Origin of the sequence: Mesorhizobium sp. Primo-A (assembly GCF_003997175.1) — a bacterium.
GTDB classification, from domain to species: Bacteria; Pseudomonadota; Alphaproteobacteria; order Rhizobiales; family Rhizobiaceae; genus Mesorhizobium; species Mesorhizobium ciceri.
Map to the genome: position 1 here is coordinate 179,746 of NZ_RZTG01000005.1, position 23,280 is coordinate 203,025.

The window sequence follows — 23,280 nt, forward strand, 5'->3', positions numbered from 1 at the left end:
CAGCATGGTGTCATCGCCTGCATCCGTGGCGCGTGCCGAACCCTATAGCCGGGTGGTCGTCAGGGCAGCCCTGTGGCTGGCCTTCCTGGCGCCGTTCTTCTATCTCAGCTACGGCTTCGCCAACTGGCTGGCGTCGCGGCGCGACGATGTCGGCAGTATCGTGTTCTCGTGGGAGCACGGCATCCCGTTCGTCGCCTGGACCATCGTGCCCTATTGGTCGATCAACCTGTTCTACGGCCTGTCGCTGCTGCTCAACAACGACAGGCAAGGGGTCGACCGTCTGGCCGGACGCTATCTCACCGCGCAAATCGTCGCCGTTATCTGCTTCATCCTGTTCCCGCTGACCGCTACATTCGTGCGGCCGGCGACGACCGGCCTGCCCGGCTTCCTGTTTGCCGTGCTCGGCGGTTTCGACAAGCCGTTCAACCAGGCCCCCTCGCTGCACATCGCCCTTTTGGCGATCATCTGGGATCATTGGCGCCACCGGCTCGGCGGGTTGCTCCTGCCGCTCTGGCACGGCTGGTGCTTTCTGATCGGCGCCTCGGTGCTGACGACCTGGCAGCATCACTTCATCGACATCCCGACCGGCGCGCTGCTCGGGTTCTTTGCGCTGTGGCTGTTTCCGCGCAGCGGCGCATTGCCGTTTGCAGGCTTCCGGCTGACCAACGATGCGAAAGCGCGGCGGCTGGCGCGGTTCTACGCTATGGGCGCCGTCCTCGCGCTGGCCGGTGCCGCGCTCGGTGCCTACGTTTGCGCCGTCGCGCTCTTCCTGCTTTGGCCGGCGCTGGCGCTGGCCATCGTCACCCTCGCCTATGCAGGGGCAGGCGAAAAAGTGTTCCAGAAATCCGCCGATGGCAGCATGACGCTTGCAAGCCGTGTCCTGCTCTTGCCTTATCGCCTCGGCGCCAGGGCAAACATATGGGCCTGGACGCGCAATCTTGCCCCCCAGGTGGCGATTGCCGAAGGTGTCTTTCTCGGGCGCTTTCCCACGGCAAGCGAGGCCAACAGCTTCGGCACGGTCATCGACCTCGCCGCCGAACTCGAAAAGCCGGCGACAACCGATTGCCGCTGGATCAGCTTTCCGATGATCGACCTGTTGCCGCCGCCACTGGCGATACGGCAACAGGCAGCCGGCGCGCTGGAGAATGCACGCCGCGACGGCACCGTCCTGGTGTGCTGCGCGCTCGGCTTCCAGCGCAGCGCCGGCGTCGTCGCCGAATGGCTGGTGGCGACCGGCAGGGCCGGGACGCCGACGCTCGCCCGCGAGATGCTCGCGGCCGCCGGCCGGCCGGTCCACCTTGCAGAGGCCACTGGGCGGGCGGCGTCATGACAGGCAATACCTATCAGGACCGCACCGACCGCTTCGCCGGCATGCTGATGCGACAGGCCGCGTGGCCGGCCGCAATCGTGCTGACCGCAAATGTCCTTGCGCCTCTAGCCGCGTCGGCGCGCGGTGCCTTCGAGACCTTGCCCGCGGCCATCGCTTTGTCGATCGCCGCCGCGAGCGCGGTTGCTGTGCTGGCGCTGTCGGCATTGCTGGCATTCGACGCGCTGCTGTTCCGACTGATGGCGAGCCATGACGACGAAGCTTCCGGCGGTGCCGCGGTGGATGACATGTTGGCGCGCATGCGCCTGAAACCGGCTCCGTTCGCGACACGCTTGCTCGATGACCGCATGGCCGGCACAAGCCGCTTGCTGTTCAAGCAACGCGCTGCCCTGGCTCTGTTTGCCGCAGCGCTTCTGGCGGCAGGGTTTTGGGCGCCGCGATGAACAAGCTTTCGCTCAAGACCTTCACCTTGCTGCAGACGGTAACCTCCGTCGGCCTGTCGGCTCTGGCCCGGATGGTGACCGGGGTGCGGCCGATCTGGAACGGCAGCCTGCCCTCCGAGCGGCAGCGCATCTATTTCGCCAATCACACCAGCCATGGCGACTTCATCCTTTTGTCGGCCTGTCTCAGCGAAAGGGAGCGCGCGATCACCCATGCTGTTGCCGCAGGCGAATATTGGGGGAAGTCGCGGCTGCGCCGCTTTATCGCGCAGGACATCTTGTCGTCCGTGCTCATCAACCGGCAATGGACGAGACCTGAGGAAAACCCCATCGAGATCATGCTGTCGGTTCTCGACCAAGGGCACTCGCTTATCCTGTTTCCCGAAGGCACACGCAACATGACCGAAGAGCCGCTGCTGGCGTTCCGCTCCGGGCTCTACAATCTGTCGACGGCGCGGCCTGAGGTCGAGCTGATCCCGTGCTGGATCGAGAACATGTCGCGCGTGCTGCCCAAGGGCCAGTTCCTGCCGGTGCCGCTGCTGTGCCGCGTCGTTTTCGGCGCGCCTGTCGCGGTTGGCCCGGGCGAAGAACGCCGCGCCTTTCTCGAGCGCGCCCACGCCGCGCTTCTGGCGCTCAACCCGCGTCCCGAGCGAGACGATTGATGCGCCACGAGATCTCCATCCTGATCATCGGCCTGCTGGCGGTTTTGACCACCGCCAGCATCGTCGCCACCATCCTTTCGGCGCGAGCGCCGAAGCCGCTGAGCTCGACGCTTGTCAATCTCACGCAGCGCATCAACGCCTGGTGGGTGATGGTGGCGCTGATGACGGTCGCCTTCTTCTTCGGCCGTTACGGGATGACCATCCTGTTTGCGCTGATTTCCTTCGCCGCGCTGCGCGAATTCGTGACGCTGACGCATACGCGCCGCAGCGACCATTGGGTGCTGCTCGGCATGTTCGGCATCATCATCCCGTTTCAGTACTGGCTGGTGTGGACCGCCTGGTACGGGCTCTTCGTCATCTTCATTCCGGTCTACTGCTTCCTCTTGATGCCGGCCATCACGGCGCTGCATGGCGACACCGAACGCTTCCTCGAGCGGATCGCCGCGCAGCAATGGGCGGTGATGATCTCGGTCTATTGCGTCAGCCACGTCCCCGCCCTGCTGACACTCGACGTGCCAGGCTTCGAAGGCCGCACCTTGCTGCTGATCGCCTTCCTGATCATCGTCGTGCAAGGCAGCGACGTGCTGCAGTACATCTTCGGCAAGCTGTTTGGTAAACACCGGTTTTCGCCGAACGTCTCGCCGTCGAAAACCTGGGAAGGGCTGATCGGCGGATTGGTGTCGGCGAGCCTGCTCGGCGCGCTGTTGTCGTTCGTGACGCCCTTCTCGGCGCTGCAGGCGGCAGGCGTGGCCTTCGTCGCCTGCTCGATGGGATTCCTAGGCGGGCTGGTCGCCTCGGCCATCAAGCGCGACCAGGGCGTCAAGGACTGGGGCCATCTCATCGAAGGCCATGGCGGCATGATGGACCGCACCGACAGCCTGGTCTTCGCCGCCCCGGTGTTCTTCCACATCGTGCGCTATTTCTGGACTGTGTGATCCGGCGACCGGTTGCCAAAGGCGCTCAAAGCCGGTTGCGGATCAGCATGGTGACGACGAAGAACGCACCGACCGAGCTGGTGATGATGCCGATCGGCAGTTCCTGCGGCGGCAGCAGCGTTCGGGCCAGAAGATCGCTGGCCAGCAAAAGCACCGCGCCGAAGACGGCGCAGCTGGCAACCAGGCGCAGATGCAAGGGGCCTGCCAGCGGCCGCGACAGATGCGGGATCATCAGCCCGACGAAGCCGATGACCCCGGCGACAGAGACCAGGATCGCCGTCGAGAAGGCGGCGACGAGAAACGTCATTCGGCGCATGCGCGCCACTGGCACGCCAAGGCTTTCGGCGGCGTTTTCGCCGGCCAGGAAGGCATCGAGCCGGCGGTGGTTCCACAGCGCGTAAGCCAGAATGGTGCCCGCACCCAGCGCGCCGAGCCAGATATTGTCCCAGCGCGCCAGGCCAAGGCCGCCCATCGTCCAGAACAACACGGAGTGGGCGGCGCGCTGGTCGCCGGCAAAGACCAGGTAGTTGGTCAAGGCGGTGAACATGAAGGACACGGCAAGGCCGGCGAGGATCAGCCGCTCCGGCCCTTGGCCCCTCACCCGCGCGACCAGCAGCAGGACGACGCCGGCGGCCAATATGCCGCCGGTGAAGGCCGCGACCGGCAACGTCCAGATGCCAAAGCTGTCGCCGAAGACGGTGATGACGGAAACGGCACCGGCGGCGGCGCCCGACGACAGGCCGAACAGGAACGGATCGGCGAGATCGTTGCGGGTCACTGTCTGCAGCAGCGCGCCGACGACGCCGAGGCCCGCGCCGACGCAGATGGCCAGGATCGTGCGCGGCAGCCGCAGATCGACGACGATCTTGCCGACCGGCCCGGACACGTCGTGCCCGCCTAAGCCGATTGCGCGGCCAAGCGCTGCTACAACGTCGGCCAGCGGGATCAGCGTCGAGCCATAGGCGATCGACAGCAGAGCGAGAGCGGCGATCGCCGCCGCTCCCGCCAGCATGGCCAACGCAAATGCCGGATGGCGCAAGCTCAAAATGCTTCCGGGTGCATGGCCTTGGCGATCTTGTCGATCGCTTCGATGTTGGCGGGTCCAGGCGTCAGCTCGGCGTAGCGGAGGGCGACGAAGCGCTCGTTCTTGACCGCGTCTGTCTCCTTCATGGCCGGATGCGCTTTCAGGAAATCGAGCAGCTTCCTGTAGCCGCCACCGTCCTGGTAATCGAGCAGGATGAGGAATTGCGGATTGCGCGACGCCACCGTTTCCCAATCCGTGTTGCCCCAGCTGGTGTCCATGTCAGCCATGATGTTGTCGCCGCCGGCGGCAGTGATCATGGCGCTGGGGATGGCGAACTTGCCTGCGGTGAACGGCTTGTCCTCGCCGGAATCGTAGAGGAACACCCGCGTGCCCTTGGCGCTGCCGACCTTGGCGGTGATGTCGGCGAGCTGCGCCTTCCAGCCAGAGACAAGCTTTTCAGCCTCGGCCTCCTTGCCGAAGATCTTGCCCAGCTTTTCGACGTCGCCATAGAGCAGGTCCATCGAGGCGGCGGGGCGGCTCTTGTCGAGATGGACGCAGCTTTCCGTCAGAACCAGCGTCTTGATGCCGTGCGGGGCAAGCGTGTCGGGCGTCACCTCGCCACCCGGCTTCATGCCGTAGTACCAGCCGGCGAAGAAGAAATCCGGCTCCACGGCCACGAGGTTTTCGAGCGTCGGATATTTCGGCGCCAGCTCCGGGATCGAACCCTGCTCTGCCTTGAATTCGGAACCGACCTTGTACCATCCGGTGATGCCCGTCAGGCCGACCATTGACGGCTGCAATTTCAGCGCGAAAGCCATCTCAGCCATGTTCAGATCGTGGATGACAGCGCGCTTCGGCGGCGCGTCGAAGGTCAGCGGCTTGCCGCAGCTGTCGACGGTTACCGGGAAGGCGAAGGCGGTCGAGGTCAGCAGCGAGACGGCAAGCGAAAAAGCGAGGCGTTTCACGGGTATGCTCCTTGTGGGTGGGATCGGGTCGACTATGGAACGGCTTCAATCACGACGGCGGCGCGGCACGGTTCGGAACCTCGAACACCGTCAACTCTCGATCCTCGGTTGGATGGCGCAGGCGCAGCACATCGATGCCGAAAATCTCGCGGATCAGCTGTTGGGCCAGCGCTTCGCGCGGTGCGGCGAGCGCTTGCAGACGGGCATGGTTCATCACCGCCACCCTGGTGGCGAAGGGTGCTACCAGCGCCAGATCGTGCAGCACCGCGATCACCGTCATCTCAAAGCCTGCCACGAGGTCGAGCAGTTCGCCGCGGGCGCGCGGGTCCAGATGGTTGGTCGGTTCGTCGAGGAACAGGATTTTGGGCTGCTGGGCGATGGCGCGCGCCAGTTGGGCGCGCTGGCGCTCGCCGCCCGACAGCGAGCCGACGGTGCGGCCAAGCAGCGGCAGCAGGCCGGTCCGGCGCAGCGCCTCGACGGCGATATCGCGTTCCTCGCGCCTGCGCCGCAGCCCGGCGTGCGGGACCCGGCCAAGCTCGACATAATCGATCACCGCCAGCCGCGGATCGGGCTGGTCGGTCTGGCCGACAACGGCGATATGCAGCGCCCGCTCGGCGGCCGAAATCCTGTCCAGCCCGCGTCCGCCAAGCTTCACCTCGCCGGAACTTGGCCGCAGCATGCCCGACAGCATGCGCAGCAGCGTCGTCTTGCCGGCGCCGTTGGGACCGATGATGGCAAGGCGATCGCCAGCGGCCACCGAGAAGCTGACCGCCTGGACCAGATTCCGCCCATTCGCCATGGCACAGAGGTCATGGGCTTCGAGAAGCGCTGCGCTCATCGGCTGCAGCCCGCCGGATTGCGGGGACGGCAAAGTGTGAGCATGGTGATGCGATGATCGATGGAGCCGTCCAACTTTCCGTCACTTTCCAAAACTGGCGACGGAAGGAAGCTGGCGAACCGGCCGACAAGGCCGGGATTCGCGTTTCCTCCCGGCACACCCCGTCCGGTCAACTCAGTGATGGCAGGTCTCCTGGCTCGCGGGTCGTTGCGCCATCCTGCCTTCCCAGCCTTGCCGGCCAGTGGCATTCACGGATTTTGCTCGCCGCTTACAGTTGCGGGGGCAGCCACGGCCTCGACCTGAACAGGCCTCACCGTGTTCCCTTTTCACCCCTCGCCTTTCGGCTCGGGGACCATCACCACTTCAGCGTAGATTTCCACCAAACGCTTCGCAATGGATTTCTCGGACGAAGTGGTGGGCCAGCTAAGGGAAACAGGCATTGCACGCTCACTTTATGTAATAACATAACATTCTTAGGAGATGACGCGGCCCGCTGTCAAGCGAAAGCCCATGGGATCGGCGCAGATTGCACGGAATGCGCAATTTCGATCAAACTGGCCGCGCCAGGAAACGCCAAGATGATCCGGCCAATGCGAAAAGGAGCCCCATGAACCCGACCGAGAAAGCGCTGTGGTTCGTCGAGAGCCATCTGCCGGAGGCGATCTCGCTTGACGATGTCGCGCAAAGCAGCGGCGTGTCGCGTTTTCATGTGACGCGCGCCTTCGGCGCCGCAACCGGCCGCTCGGTGATGGGTTACATGCGCTCACGCCGGCTGACCGAGGCGGCGCGCAAGCTGGCCGGCGGAGCGCCCGACATCCTCGTCGTCGCGCTCGACGCCGGCTACAACTCGCATGAGGCGTTCACCCGTGCCTTCCGCGATCAGTTCGGCACCACGCCGGAACTGGTGCGCGCGCAAGGCTCGACCAACAACCTCGACCTCGTGGAGCCGATCCTGATGGACCAGTCCTTCCTCACCAATCTCGAACCACCGCGCTTCGAGACCAGCCGGCCGTTCCTGATCGCCGGCCTCGGCGAACGCTACAGCTGCGAAACCAGCGCCGGGATTCCGATGCAGTGGCAGCGTTTTGCACCCTATATCGGCAACATCCCCGGCGAGATCTCAGGCGTTTTCTACGGCGTCTGCCTTAACGGCGATGACGCGGGCAATTTCGACTATGTCGTCGGCGTCGAAGTGTCCGGCTTTGCGGATCTGCCGAAGGACTTCTATCGGGTGCGGGTGCCGGCGCAGAAATATGCGGTGTTCTCGCACCGCGAGCACATCTCATCCATCCGCCGGACGATCAACACGATCTGGAACAGTTGGCTGCCCGACTCCGGTCACGAAATCGCGGATGCACCGGAATTCGAGCGCTATGGACCGGAGTTCGATGCCCACAGCGGCAATGGCGGGCTGGAGATCTGGGTACCGGTGAAGGCGTAGCTCGATCACGCCATCGGCAGCGCCGGCCAGCGATCGATGACCTTTCCGCCGGAAAACACGGCGATCGACCCGAATTGCTGCAGCACGGCCTCGCTCTGCGTCGGCCTTAGAAACGCGTAGTCGCCTGGCCTTGCGGCCGCATCGGCGGGCAAGCCCATGAATTGCTGGTTGGAGGACAGGCCGAGCAGGCCGTTCGTCTTCATGCCTTGGGGGAAGACCGGCTCGGCCATCCACTTGCCGCCATAGAGATAGCAGCCCTTGCGCGGAAACCGGCCGAGCGCCTGCAGCAGGCGGGTGACGGCCGGCGGGCCAGGCAGCATCGGCTCGACCACTTTCAGGATCGGCGTGGCAATGAAGGCCGCCGGCTGGAAGCCTTCTAGGCCTGGCGTATCGAAGTCGCTGGGCAGCACGAAGGCCGAGCCCATCGACACTTCATTGGCCGCGCCGCCACGATGAAGCAGCGCGGTCTTGCTGCCGCCGATGTTGAGGATACGGCGCTGGTCGGCGCCGAGACAGGCGACGAACGCCGCAGCCTGCGCCGACGCCTCCGCCAATGCCTTTGCCGGTCCGCCGAAAAGGCCGGGAATGAGCGGCGCATGCGCCTCGTAGGCCATGACGCCTTCGCAATGCAGCCGGGCCGGCAACGCGCTCAACGCCTTCGACAAGGCCGCGGGATCAGCAAAGCCGCCGCGATGCAGCCCGACATCGATCTCGAAAGCGATGCGCAGGCCGATGCCGAGTTCGTCAGCGAGAGCACCGTATTCCGCCAGTCTCTCCTCGCTGTCGATCAGCCAGCAGACACGCGACCAGTCGGCATCACCCTTCACCAGCGCAGCCCTTGCCGCACCGATCGGCATCGGCTTGCCGTAGAGCAGATCGGCATCCGGAAACGCCTTCAGCACCGCCTCGCTGATCGGCGGGTGGAAGGTCATGAAGCGCTCATGGCGAAGCGCCTTGCCTATATGCGCAAGCAGCGGCAGGCAGGCGAGCGATTTGTCGACCAGCCGCACGGCCAGGCCGGGATCCAGCCTCCCTTTTACCAGGGCAATGTTTCCGTCCAGCCGATCGCGGTCGAGCAGCAGGCAGGGTCGGAAGATGCCGGCGGTCTTCAGCGCATCCGAGAGGGTGGAAAAATAGGTGCTCATCATTCGATGCCGAACAGGCCGGCCATGTAGGGCGACACGAAGCGGTTTTCCGGATCGATGTCGCGGCGCGCCGCCATGGCATCGTCCCAGCGCGGGTAGAGCTTTTTCAGCTCCGCCGCTTTCAGGCTGTGCATCTTGCCCCAATGCGGCCGGCCGCCATATCTGCGGAAGATCGGCTCTGCCGCCCGCATGAACGGCAAAGGATCGTTCGCGGCGTCATGGTGGATGGCGATGGAGCAGGTCAGCCTGTTGTAGAATGGCGAAAGCCAGAACTGGTCCGGCGCGACCGAGCGCACCTCCATCGGGAAATAGACCTCGGGAAAGCGCTTCTCGGTCAGCTCGATGATCTCGGCCAGCGCCTTCGGCCCTTCCTCGAACGGCAAATGATATTCCATCTCGTTGAACTTGGTCTGCCGGTCGCTGGCATAGACGTTGAGCCAGTCCTGCACGTAGTCCTCGGCGGGAAATTTGGCGGCCGCCGATCGGATCAGGCGGCCACGCAGCGATGGCAGCCAGGCAAGTGAAGTGCGCAGCCTGCGCAGTGTCCTCAAACCCGCCTCGTCCTCTTCCGGCGGCCGCGTGGTGGGTGCGGCATCGCTGAAATCGCTGGCGATGAACTGCGCATAGCCGGAAAACGGAATGTAGTAGAATTCGGCCGAGCGATGCGCGGCCATCATCGCCTCGAAATCACGCAGCATCTCGGTGATCGGCAGCACATATTTGCGGCGGCGCAACCGGTAGGTCGCGATGTTGTTCAGCGTCACTTCGGTGAGCACGCCGAAAGCGCCGAGCGCAACACCGATGGCGTGGATCATGTCCCGATCCCCTGCCCGCTTGAAGTCGCGGACCTTGCCAAGGCCGTCGACGATCTGCACCGTCTCCAGCTGCGTGTGATAGGCGCCGAGCGTCGGCCCAGAGCCGTGCGTGGCTGTGCCCAGCGCGCCGCCGATCGCCTGGCGGTCGATATCGCCCATGTTGGGCAGGCCCTGGCCAATTCCTTGCAGGATGTGCATGAGCGGGCCGAGCCGGGTCCCTGCCCGCACCCGCGCCTGATGTTTTTGCGCGTCGTGCGAGACCAGCCCTTCCAGTCTCTCCAGGGACAGGATCGTGCCCTGCGATTTCACCAGCGGTGTGAAGGAATGACCGGCGCCGGCAACGCGCACCGGGCCGGGCGCGGTCCGGACGAGATCACCGAGTTCACCGGCATCGCCGGGGCTGGCGATCAGCTTGGGCTCGGCACTTACGAAGCCCGACCAGTTGCTCCAAGTGTTCGACATGGCGCTCCCCGCTCAGGCAACCGCACGACGGCGACGTGACACAAGAACGAAGAGACCGAGCAGCGCCACGCTTGCCACCGCGCTGGCGGCGGCGAATTCCGGCACCGGCCGGAAATCCTTGCCATCGATGAGCAGCGACGCCGCAATCGGCCCGATCGCCAGGCCGAACAGCTGGGCTGCCGGCACCAGCAGCACAGCGGTGCGCGTCTCGTCGGCGGTGATCGCCAGACGGATCTGGTAGGGCACGATGAACAGCAGGATAAAGCCCATGGCCAGGGCAGCGACCCAGAACGTCGTCAGGCCGGGGCTGCTGGCAAGAACCAGGGAACTGACAAGCGCCACGACGCCGATCGCCGCGATGGCAAGGCGATAATCGATGCGCGCCTCGAACGCGGTCGCCGTCATCGCCCCCAGGACCTGCACCGCGAGGCTGGCCGAGACGATCAGGCCGACGGTGCGGCCATCGATGCCGTATTGCGCGCCTAGCGGCTCCAGAAAAGCCCAGACCGCGCCGAAGAACATGAAGTAGCAGAAGACCGACAGCAGCGCGGTCATCGAGGGAACCGTCAGCACATTGGCCAGATTCTCTTCCTTGGGCAGGTCGGCATAGTCACCGGGCACGGTGAAAGCGACCGCCAGCGACACGACGCAGACGACGGCAAGAACGATGAAGCCACCCGCCGACCCTGCGGCCGGGATGACATAGAGCGCCAGCAACAGGGCGAGCGCGCATTGCGCCAGCGTCTGCATGGTGACGAAATAGCCGCCGATGCGCTCGGCACGCCGCGAGCGGGCGATCAGTTCGGTGGCGATGGCGACCAGACCGCCCTCGGCGAGCCCGGCAAGGGCGCGGGCCGCAATCAGCATGTTGGCGCTCGCGGCATAGGCCGTCCACACATTGGCCAGCGCCAGCAGCAGCAGAAGGACGGCACTTTTCCAGCGCATATTGTGGGCCGAAAGCAGCATCGCCACGACGGCCGAACCGATGGCAATGGCGATCATCTCGGCGGTGGCGACCAGCGCCAGTTCGTCGCCGCTGACATGGCCTTCGGTGTAGAGAGCTCCGAGCAGCACCGGCTGCAGGCCGAGGATGAGCAGGCCGACCGAACCGATCCACAGGGCCGAGGCGAGCTGCCAGCCGGTCGGATTGCCGACCAGCCAGTCGCCACTGCCTGCGTGGCCGATATCTGTCGAAGCCAAAGGCGCCTCCCCAACGTCCTTGCCGCGCGGCAAAAAAGCTGACAACCTGTCAGTATTTCAGAAACTGATACTTGATCATATTTCTTGTCAACCGGAATCTAAAAACCGTGCGAAAGATCGGTGCATGACGGAATTGAAGAGAATGGCGACCGAGCCGAGGCGCAAGCCCAAGCAGGAACGCAGCCGCGAGCGCATCGACGCGATCCTGTCGACGACCATGCGGCTGATCGGGGAAAAGGGTATCGACGCCGTCACTATGAAGGAGGTCGGCATGCTGGCGGGCGGGCCAATCGCCACCGTCTACCACTACTTTCCCAACAAATCGGCGATCCTGGCGATGCTCTATGAGCGGTTTTCAGAGGTCAGCCGGGCACGGCTGACGACGATCATCGCCGAAATCCACGAGGCGAAAGATGTCATCGTGGCCGCTGACCGGCTGCTCGATGATTATCTCAGCCGTGTCGCCGGCGATCCGGCCATCCAGGATCTGCAGAACGCCATCCAGGCCGACAAGGCGCTCAAGAACCTCGACCTCGCCGAAACGCGGCACCAAGCCAAAATGTTCTGCGACCATGTCATCGCCTTGCTGGAGCCCGAGAGGCGCGAGCAGTTCGAACGCATGGTTCTGCTGATCTTCCAGCTCGCCGGCGGCGTGGTGCGCCTGGCGCTTGCCGAGGGCGAAGCGGAAAGCCGCCGGACCATCGAGGATTACCGGTCTATCATTCACACGCAGCTGCGGCTGTTCCTCTAGAGCCGCGCCTATTTCGCCCGATGGACGAGGCCTTCGAAGCCGTGTGTCAGATCCGAAGCGCCGGCCGCGAACATCTTGACGAGATTTTGCGGACGGCCGGGAGTCTTGTTCGCATCGAGGAGGATGGCCCTGCCCTCATGCATGACGAAATCGAATTTTCCATAGTCGAAGCCGAGTTCACGCCGGCGCTCACGCAGTTCGTCGGGCACCGGGACGGGCTCGCGCCGGATCGTCTCCGATGCCTTGACCAGGCCGTTCGGGGAGACGTAGCGGGTGCAGCGCTCTCGCTCTCCGCAAAACACCCAGAAACGAACAGCAAAACCGTCGGGTTCTCTCTCCGGAATGAACTTTTCCACGACGAGATCGTCGCAATCAAAGACGCCGTCTGGAACGTCGCCGAGAGATCCGTGGATCTCATAGGGGTGCAAGATTGGCAAATGCGGAAACGGCGGCTGTTTGCCCGCGCGCTCGGATCGCCGGTTGAGGAGCGTCTCCGGGATTCCCCGATTGTTGAGATTGCTTTTGACGATCACCTGACCTTGCCAGCTGTCGGTTTTGTCGATCAATGCACCACTGATCCGCCGTTTGGATATGTCGGCGGCGCCGATGTTGAGGCAGAATGCAAAACACCGGGCATAGTCGACATAGTCCGTTGGCGTCACCGTGGCATCGACATGCAATACCGCCATATCGGCGCTGACCGGCTTCGACAGGCCTTGCTGAACCCGAACCGAATGGCCGCGCCTTTTCAATTCCGCAAGAATGTCGAACAGCATGTATGGGCTGCTCCTGCGCAGCAGAATATCGCGCCTGCCCAGGAACCTGTCATGCTCATGCGTTATCACGGCGATACGCGCCACTATCCACCTCCTGGACTGTCTGTAGATGCCTTGAAATGTCTTGGCTTGTCCAACGACCTCTATTAAGCCCCGGTGATATCCAAAATCCAGGCGTGCAGGGGGCCAATGGAATTGCATGACAAATCATTGGGACGATTACCACCGCCATTGGAAACTTCTGGAAGCGCCGCTCCGGCCGACAGCGGAAACCGTCGCTATATTCGATCGCGAACTTGATCTCGGAAATGCCGATGTCCTTCTCTTGGGGGTTACCCCGGAATTGGCAGTTCTGGGCAAGTCGATGTTGGCGGTCGACCAGTCGGCGGCCATGATTTCCGGCGTATGGGCTGGCGACGACGGCTCGCGACGGGCAATCGCCGGCAACTGGCTTAACCTGCCCGTGGACCGCGCAAGCATCGACGCCGTCATCGGCGACGGATGCCTGTCGGCGGTCGCTTCCCAGGCGGCGCGCAGTTCGTTGTTTGGCGAGGTCGCCAGGGTGCTGAAGCCTGGCAGGCGCGCAGCGATCCGCGTCTTCGCACGACCGGAAACGGCGGACGATCTGTGCGGCATCGAAGCTCTGGTTCTGGCCGGCGGGATCGAGAATTTCCACGCGCTCAAATGGCGGATTGCGATGGCGTGTACGACCGACGACCGCGATTTTACCATCAAGGTGGCAACGATCCGCGATGCATTCGGCAGACTGTTTCCGGACCGCGAAGCTCTTGCCGCGCGAACAGGATGGAGCATGAGCTCGATCAACACGATCGACGTCTATGCAGGCTCGGACATAAGCTACAGCTTCGCGACGCTGGCCACGCTGACCAACGAGGCAGCCAACTGGTTCGGCGACGTGCGCGTCGTGCCGAGCGGAAGCTATCCGCTGGCGGAACGGTGCCCGCTTCTGGTGCTCGGTTCGGCCAGGCACCGGTAAGTTCATCATCATGCGCCAAGAGGCGCTCCGAGCGCCTTGACTCCGGCGCGCCGCCAGCCTATTTCAGCGCCACGTTAGCACTCGCCTTTGGTGAGTGCTAACCACATGTCCGGCGCCGCCGGATGGAGGAACTGTTTCTCACCGTTCTCATCGAGGAAGAAAAAATGGCAAAGTCGAAGTTCCGCCCGCTTCATGACCGCGTGGTCGTTCGCCGGGTCGAATCCGAATCCAAGACCGCTGGCGGGATCATCATCCCCGACACGGCAAAGGAAAAGCCGCAGGAAGGCGAGATCATCGCTGTCGGCTCCGGCGCTCGTGACGAAGCTGGCAAGCTGGTCCCGCTGGACGTCAAGGCCGGCGACCGCATCCTGTTCGGCAAGTGGTCGGGCACCGAAGTCAAGCTCAATGGCGAAGACCTTCTGATCATGAAGGAATCCGACATCATGGGCATCATCGGCTGATATCAGGCCTTTCCGTCAACTGAATTCCCGGGCTCGATCAAAGCCCCTGCCAGGAGCTAAAAATGGCTGCCAAAGACGTAAAATTCTCCCGTGATGCCCGCGAGCGCATGCTGCGCGGCGTCAACATCCTCGCCGACGCGGTGAAGGTCACGCTCGGCCCCAAGGGCCGCAACGTCGTCATCGACAAGTCGTTCGGCGCCCCGCGCATCACCAAGGACGGCGTCACCGTCGCCAAGGAAATCGAGCTTGAAGACAAGTTCGAGAACATGGGCGCGCAGATGGTCCGCGAAGTTGCTTCGAAGACCAACGACATCGCCGGCGACGGCACCACGACCGCGACCGTTCTGGCGCAGTCGATCGTCCAGGAAGGCCACAAGGCCGTTGCCGCCGGCATGAACCCGATGGACCTGAAGCGCGGCATCGATCTGGCCGTGACCGAAGTCGTCTCGGCGCTCGGCAAGGCTGCCAAGAAGATCAAGACCTCCGAGGAAGTTGCCCAGGTCGGCACGATCTCGGCCAATGGCGACGAGTCGGTCGGCAAGATGATCGCGGAAGCGATGCAGAAGGTCGGCAACGAAGGCGTCATCACGGTTGAAGAAGCCAAGACCGCCGAGACCGAACTCGAAGTCGTCGAAGGCATGCAGTTCGACCGCGGCTATCTCTCGCCCTACTTCGTCACCAACGCCGACAAGATGGTTGCCGAGCTCGAGGACGTCTACATCCTCCTGCACGAGAAGAAGCTGTCCAACCTCCAGGCCATGCTGCCGGTTCTCGAAGCCGTCGTGCAGACCTCGAAGCCGCTGCTCATCATCTCGGAAGACGTCGAAGGCGAGGCTCTGGCCACGCTGGTCGTCAACAAGCTGCGTGGCGGCCTGAAGATCGCTGCCGTCAAGGCGCCGGGCTTCGGTGATCGCCGCAAGGCCATGCTGGAAGACATCGCCATCCTCACCGGTGGCCAGGTCATCTCGGAAGACCTCGGCATCAAGCTCGAGAACGTCGGCCTCAACATGCTCGGCCGCGCCAAGAAGGTGTCGATCTCCAAGGAGAACACCACCATCGTCGACGGCGCCGGCAAGAAGGCCGAGATCCAGGGCCGCGTTGCCCAGATCAAGCAGCAGATCGAAGAGACCACTTCGGACTACGACAAGGAGAAGCTGCAGGAACGTCTGGCGAAGCTCGCCGGCGGCGTTGCGGTGATCCGCGTCGGCGGTGCGACGGAAGTCGAAGTCAAGGAAAAGAAGGACCGCGTCGATGACGCCCTCAACGCGACCCGCGCGGCCGTGGAAGAAGGCATCGTTGCTGGTGGTGGCGTCGCGCTGCTGCGCGCTTCGGCCAACATCAAGGCCACCGGCGTCAACGCCGACCAGGCCGCCGGCATCAACATCGTTCGTCGTGCGCTGCAGGCTCCGGCCCGCCAGATCGCGGCCAACGCCGGTGCGGAAGCATCGATCGTTGCCGGCAAGATCCTTGAGAACAAGGGCGCGACCTTCGGCTACAACGCCCAGACCGGCGACTATGGCGACATGATCGCCATGGGTATCGTCGATCCGGTCAAGGTCGTTCGCACCGCTCTCCAGGACGCGGCCTCGGTCGCCGGCCTGCTGGTCACCACCGAAGCCATGATCGCGGAGGCTCCGAAGAAGGAGTCGGCTGGCGGCGGCATGCCTGGCGGCATGGGCGGCGGCGGCATGGGCGGCATGGGCGGCATGGATTTCTAATCCAGCCAACCTGGCTAAGCTTACGGAAAGGGCGGCAGCGATGCCGCCCTTTTTCGTTCTTTTAGGACGCGTCAGAACGGGTGTTGGCTGTCGTCTACAGGTCGCGTTACAATTCCACATCCGCGTAAGGGATATACCGACAGGAACCGTCCGCTTTGTTGAAGCAGGCGGGCCTCCTGAACCAAAAGTGAGAAGCTTGCGTTACATTGCCTTCATCCACAAAGACCCGGACAGCATCTACGGTGTGAGCTTCCCCGACATGCCTGGCTGCATCTCGGCCGGAGTTACGATCGACGAAGCCGTACGCAACGGCGTAGAGGCGCTGTCGGGCCATGTCCGGATGCTGGAAGGGGATGGCGATCCAGTTCCGCCGCCGCGCGACTTCGATGCCATCATGAGCGATCCCGAACTGGCGGAGGATCGCGACGGCGCCATGACGACTGTCATTCCGTTGATCCGTGATCGCGGATCAACGACGCGGATCAACGTATCTTCCGATCTGGGCCTGCTCGAAGCTATCGATGCGACGGCGCGTGAACGTGGACAGACACGCTCGGCCTTCCTTGCTTCAGCTGCTCGCAAAGACATTGTGGATTAGCTGCGCAAAAAGCCCACTGCCTTCGGCTGCATGGCTGGAATACGCTGGGTCTTTGCCGCGTTGACCACATCAGGCGCGGTCGCAACGTTAGGTCCCCGGTGAGGATATCCCGACCGCGGAAATCGCCGCGTCGCGATTGCGGCCTGCTCCATCAAGCACCGCGGCTTCGATCAACGCCGCCACCTCATCGGCCACGGCCTGTACCGGGGCGCGGTCGCTTGTGGCGCGGGCGATCACCATCAGCCCTTCCAGTGACGATTCGACCAGCAGTGCCAATGCATGCGCGCGGCGCGCGGGCACCCCTGCCCTGACGAAGGCGTCCCGCAGCAGGCCTATCCACTGTTCGAAGGCCGAGCGGCACAACTCCGCCAGTTCCGGCACGTCGGTGGGCGAGTCCAGCACGACAGGCGCGATCGGACAGCCGAGTGAAAACTGGTTGTCTTCCAGCATGCGCCCCACCGACTGGTAGATATGATGGACGGCTACCGCCGGATCCTTTTCGGCGGCCAGCGCTTCGCCCAGCCTCTCCGTCACGTCGGCAACGCTGGCGCGCGTCACCTCGATGACCAATTGGTCCTTGCCGCCGGGAAAATGAAAATACAGCGAGCCCCGCGGTGCGCCGCTGGCGCTCAATATGTCGTTGAGCGAGGTGCCGTGATAGCCGCGCTGCCTGAGCAGCAGCCCAGTCGTCTCGAGTATGCGGGTGCGGGTGTCGTTGGCCATGTCAACCTCTGTCAGGAGAGATCATTATAGGCCTTGCGCAAAATATGACAATCGGTCTACATAATATGTAGATCAGTCTATATATTTGAGGTTCGAAATGCGCAGCTATCGCCTTGAAGGGACCGGCGGAATCGAAAGCCTGGTGCTGCGGGACGAGGCGCGACCGGAGCCGGGAGCGCACGAGATCGTGGTGCGCATTCGCGCCACCTCGCTCAACCGGCGCGACACGATGATCCTCAACGGCGCCTATCCGCTGACGCCGCGCCAGGGCGTCGTGCCGCTGAGCGACGGGGCTGGTGAGATTGTAGCCGTCGGCGCTGCCGTCACCCGCTTTGCCGTCGGCGACCGTGTCACCGGCAGCTATTTCGCGCGCTGGATCGACGGCCGCATCCATGCCGGGCTCGTCGACCAGCTCGGCTGCACGCTGGACGGCATGCTGGCGGAATATGCGGTTCTCGACGAACAATGGGCGGTGCGGCTGCCCGATCATCTCGACTGGCAAGAGGCCGCAACGCTGACCTGCGCCGGCCTGACCGCCTGGAATGCGGTGACGGGCGCCGGAATTCCGAAGCCCGGCCAATGGGTTCTGGTCATCGGCTCGGGCGGCGTCTCCCTCTTTGCATTGCAGTTCGGCAAGCTGCTCGGCTGCCATGTCGCCGCCGTCACCTCGCGCGGCGAGAAAGCCGACAGGCTGCGGGCGCTGGGCGCCGACCTGGTGATTTCGACATCGGATATGCCGCAATGGGGCGCGGCCGTCCGCGACCAGACCGGCGGCATCGATCTCGTCGTCGAGACCGGTGGCCCGGCGACCTTCACGCAGTCGCTGATCGCCAGCACGCTTTACGGGCACATCGTGCTCTTGACGCTGCAGGATGCGAAAGGCGGATCGATCCAGCTGCCGGCGGCACTCTACCAGCGCAGCCTCGCCACCATCAGCCGCCTGTTCGTCGGCAGCCGGACCAATCTCGAAGCCATGCTGCGCGCCGTCTCGCAGCACCGCCTGCGGCCCGTCATCGACAAGGTCTTCGCCTTTACCGAGGCCGGCGATGCCTATCGCTATTTCCAGCAGGGCGACGTCTTCGGGAAGGTGATCATCGACGGCGCCTGACCCATCGAGTCCTCAAACCCAAGGGAGAACGACCATGACAATTCGTGAAGCCTCGGCCAAATGGCAAGGGACGTTGAAGGAAGGTTCGGGCCGGTTGCGGCTCGGCAGCGGCGTCTTCGAAGGCGCCTATTCCTTCCCGTCGCGTTTCGAGAACGGGCCGGGCACCAACCCGGAAGAACTGATCGCCGCGGCGCATGCAGGCTGCTTCTCGATGGCGCTGAGCGCCATACTGGGCAACGCCAATTATGTCCCGACAAGCATCAGCACCGTCGCCAAGGTGCATCTTGGCGCAACCGCTGCCGGTCCGACGATCACCCGCATCGAACTCGAAACCGAGGCAGAGGTCGCGGGACTTGCCGAAGATGAATTCGAGCGCCTTACACAGTCCGCCAAGGCGGGCTGCCTCGTCTCGCGGGCCCTTGGCGGCGTGTCTCAGATCACCCTCAAGGCAACGCTCGTCGAAGCCACCAAAGGTCAATGAAGCCAGGAGAAAGAAGATGACACAGGAGATTGTCATGGACGCAAACGCGTACGATCTGTCCCAGAAGACCGCCGAGATCATGCGGCGCTACAACGACGTATTCCAACGCCATGATCCTTCGGCACTCGCCGAGCTGGTGGCCGAGGATTGCGTGATCGAGAACACCGTGCCGGCGCCGGACGGCGCTCGCCATGCCGGCAAGGAAGCGTGCGTCGGGCTTTGGACGGCGATCGCGACCCAGGCCGGCACGCGCTTCGATATCGAGGAAACCTTCGTTGCCGGTGACCGGGCAACGATCCGCTGGCGCTATTTCATGACCGACGGCAATTCGCTGCGCGGCGTCAACCTCATGCGTGTGGCCGATGGGCGGATCGTCGAAGCGATGGGCTATGTGAAGGGGTAGCGCGCCCCGAGCAATGCCCCGAAAGCGCATAACCGCTTTTCGCCCGGAATAGCGCAACAAAGGAGAGCGGATCAGCGAGACTGAACCGCTCCCCGCTACCGATCGGCCAGCGCCAGCTTTGCGCCGAGCATGACGAAGGCGCCGGCGAAGGTCCGGCGCATCCAGGTCAACACCATTGGCCGCGAGACGACATGGCTGCGGATCGAGGCTGCGAAGATGCCGTAGCCGACGAAAACCACGAATGTCAAAAGCATGAAGACGGAACTCAGTTCCAGCATTTTCGACAGCGCATTGGGCTCGGTGGTGCTGACGAACTGCGGCAGGAAGGCGAAGAAGAAGATCGACAGTTTCGGATTGAGCACGTTGACGAGGATACCGGTGGCAATCACCTTGCCGGCCGAGCGCGGCGTCACATCCTGCTCGACGCTGAGGCCGCCCTTTTCCTTCAGCGTGTTCCAGGCCATGTAGAGCAGGTAGGCGACGCCGAGATATTTCAGCGTCTCGAAGGCGAGCGCACTGGTGTGCAGCAGCGCCGCCAGGCCAGTGATGGCGGCGGCCATGTGCGGGATGATGCCGAGCGTGCAGCCGAAGGCGGCGATGACGCTGGCCCGCGCACCGCGCGAGAGGCCGGCGCTCAGCGTGTAGAGAACGCCGGTGCCGGGCGAAGCCACGACAATCAGGGACGTCAACAGAAATTCGATGCTCACGATGGTTCCTCCGCCACCCTACCAAGCCAGGAAGGTACCGGGCTGCGGGTCGGCGCACAAGCGGAGGCGACGGGAGATTGGCTACACCGGTAATCCGAGCGCCTGGCGTGCCATCAGACACTCCTCGTCGCCGGGCATGCAGGCGCGACAGACGTCCGGCCGCACGTCGTAGATGCCGCAAGCGGTCGACTTGCCGATCTCGCCGGACAGCGCCGAGCAGCGCACGCCCTCGCAACGCATGCCTGACAGGTCGGATGCGACATATTTTTCCGGGATACGGTCGAGCTGTGCGTCATCCTCGGTGGAAAAGCGCGGCCACTCGGCCGAATAGGAACAGCAGGCACCGCAGCTTTGGCAATCGAAGGTGCCCTGTTGCGACGACAAAACGCTTGCGGCGGCCACCAGGGCGGACAGCCCTGGCGCGGCGGGGTTGTGATCGGCGTCTTGCGGCAAGGCGCTATTTCTTCTTGGCCGTCTTGCCCTTCGGCGAATCCGCCGGCGACTTGAACAGGTCGGTCGCGGCCTCGGTGGCGTCGCCGGCTTTCGGCGCGGCAACCGGCTTCGCCGGTTTTGCCGCAGCACCCGAGGCTGCCGGCTGATCCTTGGAGGAGAATTTTATGGCCATGTCAGTCCTCGTCGGCGAAGCGCGATGATGGGGCGCGCGGATTGCGCAGGCGGCCGATCAGCGCCGAAACGGCCGTGATGTTCATTTCCTCGGGCGACCAGTTTTTCACCGCCTCGATGTGATGGGCTGCCAGCTCGCGATGCGTGCTGCCGCTGTAGGCGGCGTCCTGATACGTCACCCGCTCATGGGTCTTGGCGTCTTCGCGGACATACTCGATCAGGTAGTTCGGGCATTCGGCGCGGCCGCGCACGCCGACGCGAACCTGGGCATCACCGTGGGCACGCTTGCAGCGCTCGAGCTTTTCCAGCACACGCCGGACGAATTCGACCGGCTTGTCGAGGCCTTCGACCATATCGGCAATGGTTGCGTCGGCGGCGATCGGTGTTGGCGGTACGCGTTTGGTGGCCATCAGCGTCGTCCGGCCCGCTTCGGCAAAGCGGCTAGCGCGGCGGCGGCGGCCATCTCGTCGGCCTCCTTCTCCAGGCGCAATTCGCGCAGACGCGCGGTCTTGGCTTCGCGTGCCTCACTGACGGCGTCGCGCTCGGAATTGATGCGGTTGAGCGACATCGACTGGGTTTGCGTCTTGCTGAACAGGGACACGGCCTGATCGACGGTTGTCTTTGAACTGGTGGTCAAATCTTTCTCCTGTCAGGAGCCTGTGCCGATGGAGCGAGACCGGGTCTTCGGTCAGGATCACGCACAAAGCAATACGCGCGGCGAATTCAAATTGCTGGAGCGTCCCTTAGCACGTCCAGGCCGGCGCGCAGCGCACTTTCGGCGGCAAGGCGCGGAAAATGAAAAAGGCCAGGCACCGCCTGACCTTCCATGAGAGCGTCGCGCAACCAGATGACATCCAAAAGGATGCACCGCACGGGAACGCCCTGCTTATGCACATGATATGCCGTGGAAACTCAGGTCTCCGCGGCCATGCGCCCGAATTCGCCACTCACCGGTGCCAGTACATCCGTGGTCACCGGGAGAGCAGAATTCGTTTTTCAGGCCGCCTTCAACTGGTCGGCGGACATCTTGCCCGACTTGTTGTCGCGGACCATCTCGTAGCCGAGCTTCTGGCCCTCGACGATGTCACGCATGCCGGCGCGCTCTACGGCCGAGATGTGGACAAAAACGTCGGCCGAGCCGTCGTCAGGCTGAATAAAACCAAAACCTTTGGTGGCGTTGAACCATTTAACTGTGCCGGTGCTCATGACGAACCCTTTCCATGGCAAATATTCGTTCGACGCCATGCGGATGCACAACGTCGTTTGTCCCGATTTTTGATGTGGGAAGTTCGTCAAAGGCGCGCTCGAAAGCGCGGATAACAAAAGTCAGTCAAACAAATATCGACGATTTGCTTGTAGGCTTCTTTTGGCGCGCTGTCAAATTTGCATAAAGCCACAGATGCGGATTTCTCCCAAAACGCCAGGCCAAACCAGCTGGCATGACGGCAAACCGGGCGCCAAACAGCGCGCTTGCGCCAAGTTGAAAAAATTTTCTGGCATCCAGGAACCATCCGCGCAAAGGCGCATTTATGCCTTGTCGTCAGCAGTTCGTGAGAGCAATCGAAAGAACGGTTGATGGCAAAGACGCCCCCCGCACGATAAAAGGTGCGAGGGGCGTTTTCGTTGGATCCGGCTATTCGTCCGGGCCGGGTTCCGGCCACCTCTCCTTGGCCGCCTCGGCATACCAGTGCCGCATCGCCGGCGTTGCCAGCACGGCGTCGAGATAGGCGCGCGTATCCGGCGCCAGCGTGCCGCCATAGGTGTCGAAACGGGTGACGACAGGCGCATACATGGCGTCGGCCGCGGTGAAATGGCCAAACAGGAACGGGCCGCCCCTGCCGTATTTTTCCCGGCACTCGCGCCACAGCGCCTCGATACGGGCGCGTTGCGCCTCGCCCTCGGCGTCGAGCGGCTTGTGGCCCTTCGGCCGGCGCAAATTCATCGGCCAGCCATAGCGGACCTCGCGAAAGCCGGAATGCATCTCGCTCGCGGCCGAACGCGCCAGCGCGCGGGCGTCGATATCGGCCGGCCAGAGCTTTTTCTCGGGAAACAGGTCGGCGAGATATTCAAGGATAGCAAGGGTTTCCCAGACGATCTTGCCATTGTGATTCAGCACCGGCACCTGACCGGTCGGCGACACTTTCGCCAGATTGGCAAAGGTTTCAGGTGTGCGCAGCCGCACGAAACCTTCCTCGAACGGGATCTCCAGATGCCTCATCGCCAGCCATGGCCGCAACGACCATGAGGAGAAACACTTGTTGCCGATGTAGAGCGTGAATTCAGCCATTTTTCTCCCCGCATGCACGGCCATCCAAATTCCATGGTCGACGCGTGTTCGCAGCCTAGCCCACCAGCCTTGCCCCAGGGCGGCGGCCGCGCGACCTGATCTGCCGTCCGGGCGACGCCTGGAACCTAACCGACGCCGGCTCGTTAGCTACCGCAAATGAATTCCTCCGAATTCAGAACCCCAGGAGATGCGCAAAAAATGGTGAACAAGGATCAGGTTGCGGGCGTGGCCAAGCAGGTCAAGGGCTCGGTCAAGGAAGCCGCGGGCAAGGCAACCGGCAACAGGCAGACCCAGGCCGAAGGCACGGGAGACCGGACCGCCGGTAAGGCGCAGAAGGCCTATGGCGACGTCAAGGACAAGGTCAAGAAGGCGCTCTGATCCGACATCGGCAA

General features: G+C 63.5%; 29 protein-coding genes and 1 riboswitch. Of the genes, 14 read left to right on the forward strand and 15 right to left on the reverse strand.

Annotation, left to right across the window (positions count from 1 at the left end):
* Positions 1–4: 4 nt before the first annotated feature.
* From EOC83_RS11485 to EOC83_RS11500, 4 genes are read left to right on the forward strand one after another with little or no spacing between them, the layout of a single operon-like run.
* Complete coding sequence (locus EOC83_RS11485) at positions 5–1,330, forward strand: phosphatase PAP2/dual specificity phosphatase family protein (RefSeq protein WP_024504851.1); 1,326 nt, start codon at positions 5–7, stop codon at positions 1,328–1,330.
* Complete coding sequence (locus tag EOC83_RS11490) at positions 1,327–1,770, forward strand: hypothetical protein (protein WP_024504852.1); 444 nt, start codon at positions 1,327–1,329, stop codon at positions 1,768–1,770. The genes EOC83_RS11485 and EOC83_RS11490 overlap by 4 nt, the downstream gene beginning before the upstream one ends.
* On the forward strand, positions 1,767–2,429 hold the full coding sequence (locus EOC83_RS11495; RefSeq protein ID WP_024504853.1) for a lysophospholipid acyltransferase family protein: 663 nt from the start codon (positions 1,767–1,769) through the stop codon (positions 2,427–2,429). The genes EOC83_RS11490 and EOC83_RS11495 overlap by 4 nt, the downstream gene beginning before the upstream one ends.
* Entirely contained in the window at positions 2,429–3,364 is a 936-nt protein-coding gene (locus EOC83_RS11500) for a phosphatidate cytidylyltransferase (RefSeq protein ID WP_063167715.1), read from the forward strand. Before EOC83_RS11495 ends, EOC83_RS11500 begins: the two co-directional genes overlap by 1 nt.
* 25 nt (positions 3,365–3,389) lie before the next feature.
* Here the strand turns inward: EOC83_RS11500 and EOC83_RS11505 are convergent, their stop codons facing one another.
* The 3 genes from EOC83_RS11505 to EOC83_RS11515 are packed head-to-tail and all read right to left on the reverse strand — an operon-like array spanning position 3,390 to position 6,191.
* Positions 3,390–4,376, reverse strand: coding sequence for an iron ABC transporter permease (locus EOC83_RS11505; RefSeq protein WP_081714386.1), 987 nt, complete (start codon positions 4,374–4,376; stop codon positions 3,390–3,392).
* Positions 4,377–4,405: 29 nt separating this feature from the next.
* Positions 4,406–5,353: an ABC transporter substrate-binding protein gene (locus EOC83_RS11510; protein ID WP_063167714.1), complete on the reverse strand. Its 948-nt coding sequence runs from the start codon at positions 5,351–5,353 to the stop codon at positions 4,406–4,408.
* Positions 5,354–5,402: 49 nt separating this feature from the next.
* Positions 5,403–6,191 (reverse strand): ABC transporter ATP-binding protein, encoded by a 789-nt coding sequence (locus EOC83_RS11515; protein ID WP_013532381.1) that lies wholly within the window; start codon positions 6,189–6,191, stop codon positions 5,403–5,405.
* Between the two features lie 164 nt (positions 6,192–6,355).
* Positions 6,356–6,563: riboswitch (cobalamin riboswitch) on the reverse strand.
* Positions 6,564–6,798: 235 nt separating this feature from the next.
* Here EOC83_RS11515 and EOC83_RS11520 point away from each other — a divergent pair.
* Positions 6,799–7,632: an AraC family transcriptional regulator gene (locus tag EOC83_RS11520; RefSeq protein ID WP_063170197.1), complete on the forward strand. Its 834-nt coding sequence runs from the start codon at positions 6,799–6,801 to the stop codon at positions 7,630–7,632.
* A 5-nt stretch (positions 7,633–7,637) separates the two neighbouring features.
* Here EOC83_RS11520 and EOC83_RS11525 read toward each other — a convergent pair whose 3' ends face one another.
* Genes EOC83_RS11525 through EOC83_RS11535 form a run of 3 tightly spaced genes read right to left on the reverse strand, consistent with a single transcriptional unit; the run spans position 7,638 to position 11,254 of the window.
* The gene (locus EOC83_RS11525) at positions 7,638–8,777 is read right to left on the reverse strand and encodes an alanine racemase (protein ID WP_063167713.1); all 1,140 of its coding nucleotides are present in this window, start codon (positions 8,775–8,777) and stop codon (positions 7,638–7,640) included.
* Positions 8,777–10,054 carry a D-arabinono-1,4-lactone oxidase gene (locus tag EOC83_RS11530; RefSeq protein ID WP_024504859.1) on the reverse strand — a complete coding sequence of 426 codons (1,278 nt, stop codon included), beginning with the start codon at positions 10,052–10,054 and terminating at the stop codon, positions 8,777–8,779. The genes EOC83_RS11525 and EOC83_RS11530 overlap by 1 nt, the downstream gene beginning before the upstream one ends.
* A gap of 12 nt (positions 10,055–10,066) precedes the next feature.
* Positions 10,067–11,254 carry an MFS transporter gene (locus tag EOC83_RS11535; RefSeq protein WP_063170196.1) on the reverse strand — a complete coding sequence of 396 codons (1,188 nt, stop codon included), beginning with the start codon at positions 11,252–11,254 and terminating at the stop codon, positions 10,067–10,069.
* A 124-nt stretch (positions 11,255–11,378) separates the two neighbouring features.
* Here EOC83_RS11535 and EOC83_RS11540 point away from each other — a divergent pair, with 124 nt between their 5' ends.
* Positions 11,379–12,005: a TetR/AcrR family transcriptional regulator gene (locus EOC83_RS11540; RefSeq protein ID WP_027163205.1), complete on the forward strand. Its 627-nt coding sequence runs from the start codon at positions 11,379–11,381 to the stop codon at positions 12,003–12,005.
* 8 nt (positions 12,006–12,013) lie between these two features.
* Here the strand turns inward: EOC83_RS11540 and EOC83_RS11545 are convergent, their stop codons facing one another.
* A complete protein-coding gene (locus EOC83_RS11545) occupies positions 12,014–12,982 on the reverse strand; it encodes a hypothetical protein (protein ID WP_244514288.1) in 969 nt (322 codons plus the stop codon).
* On the opposite strand from EOC83_RS11545, the gene EOC83_RS11550 reads away from it, so the two are divergent.
* From EOC83_RS11550 to EOC83_RS11565, 4 genes are all read left to right on the forward strand, one after another.
* Positions 12,981–13,778, forward strand: a complete 798-nt coding sequence (locus EOC83_RS11550) for a class I SAM-dependent methyltransferase (protein ID WP_013532388.1) — start codon at positions 12,981–12,983, stop codon at positions 13,776–13,778. The two genes, EOC83_RS11545 and EOC83_RS11550, sit on opposite strands and share 2 nt — an antisense overlap.
* 164 nt (positions 13,779–13,942) lie before the next feature.
* Positions 13,943–14,239 carry a co-chaperone GroES gene (gene groES / locus EOC83_RS11555; protein ID WP_006203049.1) on the forward strand — a complete coding sequence of 99 codons (297 nt, stop codon included), beginning with the start codon at positions 13,943–13,945 and terminating at the stop codon, positions 14,237–14,239.
* Between the two features lie 62 nt (positions 14,240–14,301).
* On the forward strand, positions 14,302–15,957 hold the full coding sequence (gene groL, locus EOC83_RS11560; protein WP_013532389.1) for a chaperonin GroEL: 1,656 nt from the start codon (positions 14,302–14,304) through the stop codon (positions 15,955–15,957).
* 196 nt (positions 15,958–16,153) lie between these two features.
* Positions 16,154–16,555 carry a type II toxin-antitoxin system HicB family antitoxin gene (locus EOC83_RS11565; RefSeq protein ID WP_063167711.1) on the forward strand — a complete coding sequence of 134 codons (402 nt, stop codon included), beginning with the start codon at positions 16,154–16,156 and terminating at the stop codon, positions 16,553–16,555.
* An 87-nt stretch (positions 16,556–16,642) separates the two neighbouring features.
* On the opposite strand, the gene EOC83_RS11570 is transcribed toward EOC83_RS11565, so the two are convergent.
* Positions 16,643–17,278, reverse strand: coding sequence for a TetR/AcrR family transcriptional regulator (locus tag EOC83_RS11570; RefSeq protein ID WP_013532391.1), 636 nt, complete (start codon positions 17,276–17,278; stop codon positions 16,643–16,645).
* A 97-nt stretch (positions 17,279–17,375) separates the two neighbouring features.
* Between EOC83_RS11570 and EOC83_RS11575 the strand changes: the two genes are divergently transcribed.
* The 3 genes from EOC83_RS11575 to EOC83_RS11585 are packed head-to-tail and all read left to right on the forward strand — an operon-like array spanning position 17,376 to position 19,270.
* Entirely contained in the window at positions 17,376–18,386 is a 1,011-nt protein-coding gene (locus EOC83_RS11575) for an NAD(P)-dependent alcohol dehydrogenase (protein WP_063167710.1), read from the forward strand.
* Positions 18,387–18,420: 34 nt separating this feature from the next.
* Positions 18,421–18,867: an OsmC family protein gene (locus EOC83_RS11580; RefSeq protein ID WP_013532393.1), complete on the forward strand. Its 447-nt coding sequence runs from the start codon at positions 18,421–18,423 to the stop codon at positions 18,865–18,867.
* 16 nt (positions 18,868–18,883) lie between these two features.
* On the forward strand, positions 18,884–19,270 hold the full coding sequence (locus tag EOC83_RS11585) for a nuclear transport factor 2 family protein (protein ID WP_013532394.1): 387 nt from the start codon (positions 18,884–18,886) through the stop codon (positions 19,268–19,270).
* Positions 19,271–19,365: 95 nt separating this feature from the next.
* Here the strand turns inward: EOC83_RS11585 and EOC83_RS11590 are convergent, their stop codons facing one another.
* The 7 genes from EOC83_RS11590 to EOC83_RS11620 all read right to left on the reverse strand — a co-directional run bounded on the left by EOC83_RS11590 (position 19,366) and on the right by EOC83_RS11620 (position 22,888).
* On the reverse strand, positions 19,366–19,977 hold the full coding sequence (locus tag EOC83_RS11590; protein ID WP_013532395.1) for a LysE family translocator: 612 nt from the start codon (positions 19,975–19,977) through the stop codon (positions 19,366–19,368).
* Positions 19,978–20,058: 81 nt separating this feature from the next.
* Positions 20,059–20,379, reverse strand: coding sequence for a YkgJ family cysteine cluster protein (locus tag EOC83_RS11595; RefSeq protein WP_032809400.1), 321 nt, complete (start codon positions 20,377–20,379; stop codon positions 20,059–20,061).
* A 55-nt stretch (positions 20,380–20,434) separates the two neighbouring features.
* On the reverse strand, positions 20,435–20,602 hold the full coding sequence (locus EOC83_RS11600; protein WP_013532397.1) for a hypothetical protein: 168 nt from the start codon (positions 20,600–20,602) through the stop codon (positions 20,435–20,437).
* Between the two features lies 1 nt (position 20,603).
* Complete coding sequence (locus EOC83_RS11605) at positions 20,604–21,011, reverse strand: hypothetical protein (protein WP_013532398.1); 408 nt, start codon at positions 21,009–21,011, stop codon at positions 20,604–20,606.
* Positions 21,011–21,238 carry a hypothetical protein gene (locus EOC83_RS11610; protein WP_013532399.1) on the reverse strand — a complete coding sequence of 76 codons (228 nt, stop codon included), beginning with the start codon at positions 21,236–21,238 and terminating at the stop codon, positions 21,011–21,013. The genes EOC83_RS11605 and EOC83_RS11610 overlap by 1 nt, the downstream gene beginning before the upstream one ends.
* Before the next feature lie 359 nt (positions 21,239–21,597).
* Entirely contained in the window at positions 21,598–21,807 is a 210-nt protein-coding gene (locus EOC83_RS11615; RefSeq protein ID WP_010915421.1) for a cold-shock protein, read from the reverse strand.
* A 427-nt stretch (positions 21,808–22,234) separates the two neighbouring features.
* Positions 22,235–22,888 carry a glutathione S-transferase family protein gene (locus EOC83_RS11620; protein ID WP_063167709.1) on the reverse strand — a complete coding sequence of 218 codons (654 nt, stop codon included), beginning with the start codon at positions 22,886–22,888 and terminating at the stop codon, positions 22,235–22,237.
* A 198-nt stretch (positions 22,889–23,086) separates the two neighbouring features.
* Here EOC83_RS11620 and EOC83_RS11625 point away from each other — a divergent pair, with 198 nt between their 5' ends.
* The gene (locus tag EOC83_RS11625) at positions 23,087–23,266 is read left to right on the forward strand and encodes a CsbD family protein (RefSeq protein ID WP_013532401.1); all 180 of its coding nucleotides are present in this window, start codon (positions 23,087–23,089) and stop codon (positions 23,264–23,266) included.
* Positions 23,267–23,280 lie beyond the last annotated feature (14 nt).

Bases quoted from the DNA above. Each gene is read 5' to 3' on its own strand.
- groES (WP_006203049.1), top strand. From the start codon at position 13,943: ATGGCAAAGTCGAAGTTCCGCCCGCTTCATGACCGCGTGGTCGTTCGC.
- EOC83_RS11495 (WP_024504853.1), top strand. From the start codon at position 1,767: ATGAACAAGCTTTCGCTCAAGACCTTCACCTTGCTGCAGACGGTAACC.
- groL (WP_013532389.1), top strand. From the start codon at position 14,302: ATGGCTGCCAAAGACGTAAAATTCTCCCGTGATGCCCGCGAGCGCATG.
- EOC83_RS11550 (WP_013532388.1), top strand. From the start codon at position 12,981: ATGACAAATCATTGGGACGATTACCACCGCCATTGGAAACTTCTGGAA.
- EOC83_RS11490 (WP_024504852.1), top strand. From the start codon at position 1,327: ATGACAGGCAATACCTATCAGGACCGCACCGACCGCTTCGCCGGCATG.
- EOC83_RS11515 (WP_013532381.1), bottom strand. From the start codon at position 6,191: ATGAGCGCAGCGCTTCTCGAAGCCCATGACCTCTGTGCCATGGCGAAT.
- EOC83_RS11530 (WP_024504859.1), bottom strand. From the start codon at position 10,054: ATGTCGAACACTTGGAGCAACTGGTCGGGCTTCGTAAGTGCCGAGCCC.
- EOC83_RS11615 (WP_010915421.1), bottom strand. From the start codon at position 21,807: ATGAGCACCGGCACAGTTAAATGGTTCAACGCCACCAAAGGTTTTGGT.
- EOC83_RS11520 (WP_063170197.1), top strand. From the start codon at position 6,799: ATGAACCCGACCGAGAAAGCGCTGTGGTTCGTCGAGAGCCATCTGCCG.
- EOC83_RS11540 (WP_027163205.1), top strand. From the start codon at position 11,379: ATGACGGAATTGAAGAGAATGGCGACCGAGCCGAGGCGCAAGCCCAAG.
- EOC83_RS11605 (WP_013532398.1), bottom strand. From the start codon at position 21,011: ATGGCCACCAAACGCGTACCGCCAACACCGATCGCCGCCGACGCAACC.
- EOC83_RS11625 (WP_013532401.1), top strand. From the start codon at position 23,087: ATGGTGAACAAGGATCAGGTTGCGGGCGTGGCCAAGCAGGTCAAGGGC.
- EOC83_RS11500 (WP_063167715.1), top strand. From the start codon at position 2,429: ATGCGCCACGAGATCTCCATCCTGATCATCGGCCTGCTGGCGGTTTTG.
- EOC83_RS11580 (WP_013532393.1), top strand. From the start codon at position 18,421: ATGACAATTCGTGAAGCCTCGGCCAAATGGCAAGGGACGTTGAAGGAA.
- EOC83_RS11525 (WP_063167713.1), bottom strand. From the start codon at position 8,777: ATGAGCACCTATTTTTCCACCCTCTCGGATGCGCTGAAGACCGCCGGC.
- EOC83_RS11505 (WP_081714386.1), bottom strand. From the start codon at position 4,376: ATGCTGGCGGGAGCGGCGGCGATCGCCGCTCTCGCTCTGCTGTCGATC.
- EOC83_RS11485 (WP_024504851.1), top strand. From the start codon at position 5: ATGGTGTCATCGCCTGCATCCGTGGCGCGTGCCGAACCCTATAGCCGG.
- EOC83_RS11620 (WP_063167709.1), bottom strand. From the start codon at position 22,888: ATGGCTGAATTCACGCTCTACATCGGCAACAAGTGTTTCTCCTCATGG.
- EOC83_RS11545 (WP_244514288.1), bottom strand. From the start codon at position 12,982: ATGCAATTCCATTGGCCCCCTGCACGCCTGGATTTTGGATATCACCGG.
- EOC83_RS11575 (WP_063167710.1), top strand. From the start codon at position 17,376: ATGCGCAGCTATCGCCTTGAAGGGACCGGCGGAATCGAAAGCCTGGTG.
- EOC83_RS11585 (WP_013532394.1), top strand. From the start codon at position 18,884: ATGACACAGGAGATTGTCATGGACGCAAACGCGTACGATCTGTCCCAG.
- EOC83_RS11600 (WP_013532397.1), bottom strand. From the start codon at position 20,602: ATGGCCATAAAATTCTCCTCCAAGGATCAGCCGGCAGCCTCGGGTGCT.
- EOC83_RS11570 (WP_013532391.1), bottom strand. From the start codon at position 17,278: ATGGCCAACGACACCCGCACCCGCATACTCGAGACGACTGGGCTGCTG.